This window comes from Nocardia sp. NPDC055321, assembly GCF_053645575.1.
Map to the genome: position 1 here is coordinate 187,600 of NZ_JBSHMS010000013.1, position 8,017 is coordinate 195,616.

The 8,017-nt window shown below is 69.9% G+C and carries 8 protein-coding genes; 6 read left to right on the plus strand and 2 right to left on the minus strand.

The features are described 5' to 3' along the window. Positions 1–2: 2 nt before the first annotated feature. On the minus strand, positions 3–1,745 hold the full coding sequence (locus ACWIGI_RS22190) for an N-acyl-D-amino-acid deacylase family protein (RefSeq protein ID WP_454204335.1): 1,743 nt from the start codon (positions 1,743–1,745) through the stop codon (positions 3–5). A 175-nt stretch (positions 1,746–1,920) separates the two neighbouring features. Here ACWIGI_RS22190 and ACWIGI_RS22195 point away from each other — a divergent pair, with 175 nt between their 5' ends. From ACWIGI_RS22195 to ACWIGI_RS22215, 5 genes are read left to right on the plus strand one after another with little or no spacing between them, the layout of a single operon-like run. Beyond that, complete coding sequence (locus ACWIGI_RS22195; protein WP_454204336.1) at positions 1,921–2,763, plus strand: ABC transporter permease; 843 nt, start codon at positions 1,921–1,923, stop codon at positions 2,761–2,763. After that, positions 2,763–3,491: an ABC transporter ATP-binding protein gene (locus tag ACWIGI_RS22200; protein WP_454204337.1), complete on the plus strand. Its 729-nt coding sequence runs from the start codon at positions 2,763–2,765 to the stop codon at positions 3,489–3,491. Before ACWIGI_RS22195 ends, ACWIGI_RS22200 begins: the two co-directional genes overlap by 1 nt. Beyond that, positions 3,488–5,083: an FAD-dependent oxidoreductase gene (locus tag ACWIGI_RS22205; RefSeq protein WP_454204338.1), complete on the plus strand. Its 1,596-nt coding sequence runs from the start codon at positions 3,488–3,490 to the stop codon at positions 5,081–5,083. Before ACWIGI_RS22200 ends, ACWIGI_RS22205 begins: the two co-directional genes overlap by 4 nt. Further along, the gene (locus ACWIGI_RS22210; protein ID WP_454204339.1) at positions 5,080–5,421 is read left to right on the plus strand and encodes a 4Fe-4S binding protein; all 342 of its coding nucleotides are present in this window, start codon (positions 5,080–5,082) and stop codon (positions 5,419–5,421) included. Before ACWIGI_RS22205 ends, ACWIGI_RS22210 begins: the two co-directional genes overlap by 4 nt. A gap of 17 nt (positions 5,422–5,438) precedes the next feature. Then, positions 5,439–6,443, plus strand: coding sequence for an ABC transporter substrate-binding protein (locus ACWIGI_RS22215; RefSeq protein ID WP_454204340.1), 1,005 nt, complete (start codon positions 5,439–5,441; stop codon positions 6,441–6,443). A gap of 63 nt (positions 6,444–6,506) precedes the next feature. Here the strand turns inward: ACWIGI_RS22215 and ACWIGI_RS22220 are convergent, their stop codons facing one another. Further along, the gene (locus ACWIGI_RS22220) at positions 6,507–7,481 is read right to left on the minus strand and encodes a helix-turn-helix transcriptional regulator (RefSeq protein ID WP_454204341.1); all 975 of its coding nucleotides are present in this window, start codon (positions 7,479–7,481) and stop codon (positions 6,507–6,509) included. Between the two features lie 62 nt (positions 7,482–7,543). On the opposite strand from ACWIGI_RS22220, the gene ACWIGI_RS22225 reads away from it, so the two are divergent. Next, positions 7,544–7,897 carry a YybH family protein gene (locus tag ACWIGI_RS22225; RefSeq protein ID WP_454204342.1) on the plus strand — a complete coding sequence of 118 codons (354 nt, stop codon included), beginning with the start codon at positions 7,544–7,546 and terminating at the stop codon, positions 7,895–7,897. The last annotated feature ends 120 nt before the right edge of the window (positions 7,898–8,017 follow it).

Below are 8,017 nucleotides of genomic sequence, written 5' to 3' on the forward strand. Positions count from 1 at the left end.
CGTCATCGGCCTCCCGCCCGCAGGAAGCGGCCGGTGCGGCGGGTGCCCAGCGCGGGCGCCGCCACACCGTCGCCGAACACGTATTCGCCGCCGATGAAGACCGCCGAGACGGTGGCGTCGTTGCGATTGACCATGCGGGACAGATTGTCATACGCGGGAATGACGTCCTCGGCGTAGTCCTCCAGGCTCTCGTCCAGGTGCGCGGGATCGATGACGATCAGGTCCGCGCGGTCGCCCTCGCGCAGGCGCCCCGCCTCGATGCCGTACCAGTCCGCGAGCTCGCCCGTCATGCGGTGCACCGCGTGCTCGAGCGAGATGATAGGCCGCCCGGCCTGTTCCGCGCGATGGATCCGGCGCAGGAACCGGAGCCCGAAGTTGTAGAACGCCATGTTGCGCAGGTGCGCTCCGGCGTCCGAGAAGCCCAGCTGCACACCGGGATCCGCGCTGTAGCGATCGAGGATCTCGGGCCGGTGATTGGAAATCGTGGTGCGCCAGCGCAGTTTGGTGCCGTACTCCACGACCAGGTCCAGGAACGCGTCGACCGGATGCAGCCCGCCGCGATCGAGGCCCACCTGCCCGAAGGTCTTGCCGATGACCGCGCTGTCCGGGCAGTCCACGATCTCGGCGTCGAAGAAGTCGCGATGCCACACCCGCATCCCGAACTTGGCGTCGTATTCGCGGCGGAATCGGCGCCGGTACGCCTCGTCGCGCAGCAGCGCGTTGCGCTCGACCTGATCGGCCAGGTGCAGGGCGGCCGCGCCCGCTCCGAACTCCTCGAAGATGACCAGATCGATGCCGTCGGCGTACACCTCGAACGGCACCGGCAGATGCTGCCAGCGGAAGTCCCCGCCCAGCCGGTTCAGCAGGCGCGCCAGCGGACCCATGATGTAGACCAGGTACGGATTGGCCTTGAGGTCGGCCGCGGACAGCAGGGTGGTCTTGAGCTTGGGCCGGAACAGCCCCAGCGTGCTCAGCGTCATGGCCGCGATGCTGCGCGGCGAGGCGATGTCCGGACCGGCCTGCAGCACCCGATCACGCTGGCGCAGAATGCGATTGAGCCGCCGCCGTTCCCGGGCGCCGGCGTAGGTCGAGGGCAGGGTGCGCGAGCGCGCGACATCGCCGTCGAGCCTGTCGAACAGCAGTTGCTGCGCGGACATGCCCACGAATCCGGCGTCGAGCGCCTCGCACAGCGCGCCCTCCATGGCCGCCAGTTCCGCGGCGCTGGGCTGCACGCGTTTGCGGGTGGCGCGGTCCAGCCCCATCAGCGCCGTGCGGATGTCCGAATGTCCCAGCATGGCGGCCACATTCGGCCCCAGCGGCAGCTCTTCGAGGGCCTCGACGTACTCGTGCGCGGTGCGCCAGGTCTTGTCCGCGACCGCCGAGATGACGTGCTGACGCGGGATCGCCTCGACCCGGCCGAACAGGTCGCCCGCGTCGGTGGCCTCCACGTGCACGGTCGAGAGCGAACACGAGCCGAGCATGATCGTGGTGATGCCGTGCCGGACCGACTCGGCCAGCGCCGGCGCGCGTAGCACCTCCACGTCGTAATGCGTGTGGATGTCGATCATTCCGGGCGTCACCCACTTGCCGGTGGCGTCGATGACGTGCGGGCACCCGGTCTCGTCGAGCGGTTCCGCCGAGACCGTGGCGACGCGATCCCCGCGCAGTCCCAGGTGGCGAAGTGCGGAGGGCGCGCCGGTGCCGTCGAACCAGCGGGCGCCTTTGATGATCGTGTCGTAGGTCACACGAACATTGCAACCGATCGGTCACTAACTGTCAATACGCAAAAGCACCAAACGTTTCGGGCAGTGTGCCCGGCGGCGTCCGGGATTCAGGATCGGGCTGATCGCAACCATACGTTCGGGCCGGTGCCCGGACTTACGGTGTCCGCACACTTCTTCTCGGGTGAGGACACCGTCCATGACACTGCAATTGGAGCCCCTCGCTCCTGCCGTCGCCCCGGTACCGGTCGAGGCCGCCACCCCGGAATCGGGAACCCGGATCCGCCGCGTCATCGGCACGGCGCGCAAAGCCTCCGGGTTGGTGCTGGTCCTGGTCCTGTGGCAATTGGGCGCGCGGGGCTGGCTCGGCCCCACGACCCCGGCGCCCTCGGAGGTCGTCGAGGCGGGCTGGGAGCTGATTCGCACCGGCGAGCTGTGGCGGCACCTGGCGGCGTCCTCGCAGCGGGTTGCGATCGGCCTGAGCATCGGCATCTCGATCGGCCTCGTACTGGGCGCGGCGGCCGGATTGTTCCGCGCCGCCGAGGATCTCGTCAACGGACCTTTGCAGGCGCTGCGCATGCTGCCGACCCTGGCACTGGTTCCGGTGTTCATCATCTGGTTCGGCATCGGCGATCCGTTCAAGATCGCGCTGATCATCGTGGCGCCGGTGTTCCCGATCTACCTGAACGTGCTCGCGGGCATCCGCGGGGTGGACCGCCGCCTGGTCGAGGCCGCGGAATCGCTGGGCCTCAATCGATTCGAGCTGACCACCAAGATCATCCTGCCCGGCGCGCTGCCCCAGATCCTGGTCGGACTGCGCCAGGCGCTCGGCATCGGCTGGCTCACCCTGGTGGTCGCGGAGATGCAGACCACCCCGGTCGGGCTCGGCTTCCTCATGAACGACGCCAAGGAGTTCCTGCGCACCGACCAGATCTTCCTGGTGCTCGTCATCTACGCGGTGCTCGGCCTGCTGACCGACACCTTCGTGCGCCTGCTGGAACGCCGATTCCTGTCCTGGCGCACCGGATTCGAAGGACAGTGATGACCACGACCATCGGCGCCGGCGTCCGTATTCGCGGCGCGGCCCGCAGTTTCGGCGGGCGCACAGTCCTGCGCGACGTCGACCTCGACATCGCCCCGGGCGAATTCGTGGCGCTGCTGGGCGCCAGCGGCTCGGGCAAGAGCACCCTGCTGCGCGGACTCGGCGGCCTCGATCGCGGCTTCACCGGGGTGTTCGAGGCCCCGAAGACCAAGGCCATCGTCTTCCAGGAGCACCGGCTCATTCCGTGGATGACCGTGTGGCGCAACGTCACTCTCGGGGTGGACCGCGGCTCCAAAGGACAGGCGCTCGCCGCGCTGGAGGAGGTCGGGCTCGCCGCCAAAGCCGATGTCTGGCCCTCGACGCTGTCCGGCGGCGAGGCGCAGCGGGTCGCGCTGGCCCGCGCCCTGGTGCGCAATCCCGAACTGCTGCTGCTCGACGAGCCCTTCGGCGCGCTCGACGCCCTGACCCGCCTCAAGGCCCAGGCCCTGGTGGCCCGGCTCTGGACCCAGCACCGGCAATCGGTGCTGCTGGTCACCCACGACGTGGAAGAGGCGCTGCTGCTGGCCGATCGCGCGCTCGTCCTGCGCGACGGCGCCATCGCCGAATCCTTCGACATCACCGTGGCCCGCCCGCGCTCGGTGGTCCATCCCGAATTCTCCGCACTACGCCGCCGGCTGCTCATCGCGCTCGGCGTGAACCCCGATGCACCGACAGGAGCGGACCTATGACCGACACATGGCAGATCGGCACGGATGTCCTGGTTATCGGCGGCGGCCCCGCCGCCTGCTGGGCCGCGATCCACGCCCGCGAGAGCGGCGCGGAGGTGATCCTGGTCGACAAGGGCTACACCGGAACCAGCGGCGCCACAGCGCCTTCGGGCACCGGCGTCTGGTACGTCGCCCCCGAGGCCACCGCCCGCGCCAACGCCAAGGCCAGCCGCGAGACCCTCGGCGGGCACCTGGCCGACCACTACTGGATGGACCGGGTCCTGGACCAGACCTACACCAACATGAACCGCCTCGCGGTCGAGGGCCGGTACCCGTTCCCGGTCGATCCGAACACCGGCAAGTCGATGCGCACGGGCGTACAGGGCCCGGAGTACATGCGCCGGATGCGCGCCTGGGTCAAGCGCGCCGGGGTCGAGATCCTCGATCACTCACCGGCGCTGGAACTGCTGATCGACGGTGACGGCGTGGTGCGCGGCGCGGCCGGGTACCAGCGCCAGCTCGACCGGGACTATCGCATCGCGGCGGGCGCGGTCGTGCTCGCCACCGGCGGCTGCGCGTTCCTGTCGCGGGCGCTGGGCACCAACGTGAACACCGGCGACGGCGCGCTCATGGCGGCCGAGGTGGGCGCGCGATTCTCGGGCATGGAGTTCTCCAACGCCTACGCCATCGTGCCCAAGGGCTCGACCGTCACCAAGACCGCCTACTACGGCTACGCCACCTTCTTCCACGAGAACGGCGACGTGCTCGAGGGCGCGGGCTCGACCAAGGGACGTTCGGTCATCGCGCGAACCCTGCTGTCGGAGAAGGTGTTCGCGCAGCTCGACCGCGCCGACGCCACCGTGCAGGCGCAGATGCGGGTGGGTCAGCCCAACTTCTTCCTGCAGTTCGACCGGCGCGGGATCGACCCGTTCACCGATCGCTTCGAGGTGGACCTGCTCGCGGAGGGCACCGTGCGCGGCACCGGCGGCATCGACGTCGTCGACGATCTCTGCGCGACCTCGGTGCCCGGGCTCTACGCCGCCGGGGACGCGGCGACCCGCGAACGCATCTGCGGCGGCTTCACCGGCGGCGGCAGCCACAACTCGGCGTGGGCGATGTCCTCGGGCAGCTGGGCGGGACAGGGCGCGGCCGGATTCGCCCTGAGCGCACCGCGTCCCGATCACGCCGCGCTCACCGGTGCGGGGCGCACCGGTCTGGAGCCGGACGCGGGGGAGTCCGTCACCGCGGAGGAGGTGGTGGCCGCCGCGCAGCACGAGCTGATCCCCTTCGAGAAGAACTACCTGCGGCACGGCGATCGCATCCGCCCGGCCCTGGACGCGCTGGACGGCGTCTGGGCTCGCGCGCAGACCCTCGGCGGCGGCACCGGCGACGAGCGGGTGCGCAACCGGCAGGCCGCGGCGATCACCGCGGTCGGCCGGCTCATGTACGAATCGACGCTGGCCCGCAAGGAAACTCGCGGAATGAGCAAGCGCGCGGATCATCCGGACCTGGATCCGGGCCAGCACCATCACATCCTCTCCGGCGGACTCGACCGGGTGTGGACCGCGACCACTGCGGCCGCCACCACCACGGGACTGGCGGTGGCCTCGTGATCGAGCTCGTGCGCGCGGACGACTGCATCGCCTGCGACAAATGCGTAGATGTCTGCCCGACCAACGTGTTCGACCGGACCGAGAGCGGAATCCCGCTCATCGCACGGCAATCGGACTGCCAGACCTGCTTCATGTGCGAGGCGTACTGCCCGACCGACGCCCTCTACGTGGACCCGAACGTCACCCCGCTGCCGGATCCCACGCTGATCCCGCAGGACCACATCGGCCGCTACCGCAAGGAAATCGGCTGGGGCCGGGGTCGCAAGCCCGGCAGCCTCATCGCGGTCGGCCCCCGCCTGCCCCACGGCGCGCCACCCCCGCGCCTGTCCGAACTCTGATCTCCCGAAAGCTCTTCATGTCCAAGCTCAAACGTGTTCTGCCCGCCGCCGTCGCCGCACTCGCGCTGGTGCTGTCCGCCTGCTCCGGCGGCGACGACGGCTCGGCGACCCGCACCAAGATCGAGACCCTGCGCATCGGCGTCATCGGTTCCGGCAACGTGCTGACCGGCCCGCTCGGTTTCGCCCACCAGCGCGGGGCGCTGCTGCCCGCGCTGGCGCCGCTGGGTGCGGAGAAGATCGAGGTGTTCAGCTTCCCGAACGGTCCGGACCTGAATCAGGCGCTGGTCGGCGGGCGGCTCGATGTCGCCACCTACGGCGATACCCCGGCGCTGGTGGCGCGCGGCAGCGGGTTGCAGACGCGGCTGCTGTCCATCGCCGCGGTCGGGTACAACGCCGGTGTGGTGGCCAAGGATCCGGCCATCCGCACGCTGAAGGATCTGGCGGGCAAGAAGGTCGGGGTGCAGTCCGGCTCGTACATCGACCGGTATCTGCAGGGTGCGCTGAAGGCCGAGGGCGTGGCGGCCGCGCAGCTGATCCACCTGCTGTCCACCGATGCCGAGGCGCCGCTGACCAGCGGTGAGATCGACGCGGTCGCGCTGCCCGACACGAATCCGAACTCCTACTTCCGGGCGTTCCTGGCCAAGGGCTTCCACCAGGTCGATTCCATCGCGGACAATCACCCGGCCCTGGCCGGCACCAGTTCGTCGGTGAGCAGCCAGCCGTTCCTGGACACCAACCCGGACTTCGGCGGCACCTGGCAGCGGGTGCTGTCGGAGGCGAACAAGTACGCCCAGGAGCACTGGGAGGACTACGTGAACTACGAAGTCTCCCAGTCGAAACTGCCCGAGGCCGTGGTACGCGCCGCCGCGCAGCGGGACTACTTCCCGCAGGAGAACTTCTCCGAGCGCGGGGTCACCCTGCTGACCGGGACCAAGCAGTTCCTGGTGGAGCAGAAGAAGATTCGCGAGGACTTCGACCTGCAAGCGTGGTTCTACCGACCGGAGCAGACCGCGAAGGGCTGAGTTCGCCGGACCGGATATCACGAACCCGCGTGACGTTCGCCGTCACGCGGGTTCGTCGTGTCATCACACCGGTTCGTCGTACTGTGCCGCGAGCGCTGCCGCGCGATCGCGCAGGGTGGTGCGCAACCATCGCGGGGACAGCGCTTCGGCGTTGCCCGCGAGCTGCCACACCGCCCATTCGGCGTGCCTCGGGTCCTGGAAGGTGACCGTGAGCAGCAGCCGGCCGTCGGGCTCGGTCTCCTCCGCGAGCACGGCCAGCGCGGTGCCGACCAGTTCCTCGCGCCGGGCCGGATTCACCCGCAGTCGCACGGTCACCTGATCGCCGCCGGTGCGGAACTTGGTGCCGTGCTCGCGCCAGGCCCGGTCGAGGTCGACGCGGTCCGGGCGCTGCGCGGGTTCGTCGAGTTCCTCGGCGTCCAGGATGCGGGAGAGCCGGTAGGTGCGTTCCGCGCCCCCGCGCATGGCCAGCAGATAGCCGTTGCCGCGCACGGTGACCAGGCCGACCGGATCCACCGTGCGCCAGCGGGCCTCCTGGTTGAGCGCGGTGTAGTGAATGCGCAGCTTGTGCCCGGCCAGGACCGCCCGCCGCACGACGGTCGCGACGGGGTCGGGCAGTTCCCGGGGCTCGACCGTGCGGGAGAACAGATCGACTTCCGGATCGATCAGCAGGCGCTCGGCGGCGTCGGCGGCGGTGGTGCGATAGCTCTCCGGCAGCGCGTCCACCACCTTGCGCATGGCCGAGGCCAGGGGCGAGGCGAGGCCGAAAGCCTGTGCACCGCGCCGGGATCCGGCCACCAGCAGGGCCAGCGCCTCGTCGTGATTGAGTCCGGTCAGCTCGGTCTGGAAGCCCGGCAGCAGGGCGAAACCGCCGAGCCGCCCGCGTTCGGCATAGACGGGCACGCCCGCCGCGGACAGTGCTTCGATATCGCGCAGCACCGTCCGGGTGGACACCTCGAGCTCTCGGGCGAGGTCGGGCGCGGACATGCGACCACGCCGGCGCAGCAGCAGCACCAGCGACACCAAGCGATCCGCGCGCATGGAAAAATCCTGTCATAAATACATGACACAAGGTGTCGTGATTCGCTGACAGGGTTGTTCTCATGACCGAGAACAAGACCGCCAAAGACCCCCACGAGCTCGCCAACCTCTTCATCGAACTCGGCAACGCCGGCGACGTGGACGGGCTCGTCGCCCTCTACGAACCCACTGCCGTGCTCGCCTTCCCGCCCGGCAGCGTGGCCACCGGGCACGCGGAGATCCGCAAGGTCTACGAGGGTTTCGTCGCTCACGCACCGACCCTGATCCCGGGCCGCCAGCACCCCACGCTGGTGAGCGAGGACGTGGCCCTGACCGCGACCACCCTCACCACCGGGGAGATCGCCGTGGAGATCGCCCGCCGCCAGGCCGACGGGACCTGGCGCTACGCCGTGGATCAGCCGGTACTGCTGCCGTAGGCGGGTGGCGGTGAGCTCGGTCCGGCCGAGCTCACCCCCCGTGACCCCGGGGCGCGGGCGATCACACCCCTTAGCCAGCAGACCCCCGAACGACGCGCGCCACACACACGCACCGCGAAC

Coding starts and splice junctions, on each gene's coding strand:
- ACWIGI_RS22195 (WP_454204336.1), top strand. CDS start 1,921: ATGACACTGCAATTGGAGCCCCTCGCTCCTGCCGTCGCCCCGGTACCG.
- ACWIGI_RS22225 (WP_454204342.1), top strand. CDS start 7,544: ATGACCGAGAACAAGACCGCCAAAGACCCCCACGAGCTCGCCAACCTC.
- ACWIGI_RS22200 (WP_454204337.1), top strand. CDS start 2,763: ATGACCACGACCATCGGCGCCGGCGTCCGTATTCGCGGCGCGGCCCGC.
- ACWIGI_RS22215 (WP_454204340.1), top strand. CDS start 5,439: ATGTCCAAGCTCAAACGTGTTCTGCCCGCCGCCGTCGCCGCACTCGCG.
- ACWIGI_RS22220 (WP_454204341.1), bottom strand. CDS start 7,481: ATGCGCGCGGATCGCTTGGTGTCGCTGGTGCTGCTGCTGCGCCGGCGT.
- ACWIGI_RS22205 (WP_454204338.1), top strand. CDS start 3,488: ATGACCGACACATGGCAGATCGGCACGGATGTCCTGGTTATCGGCGGC.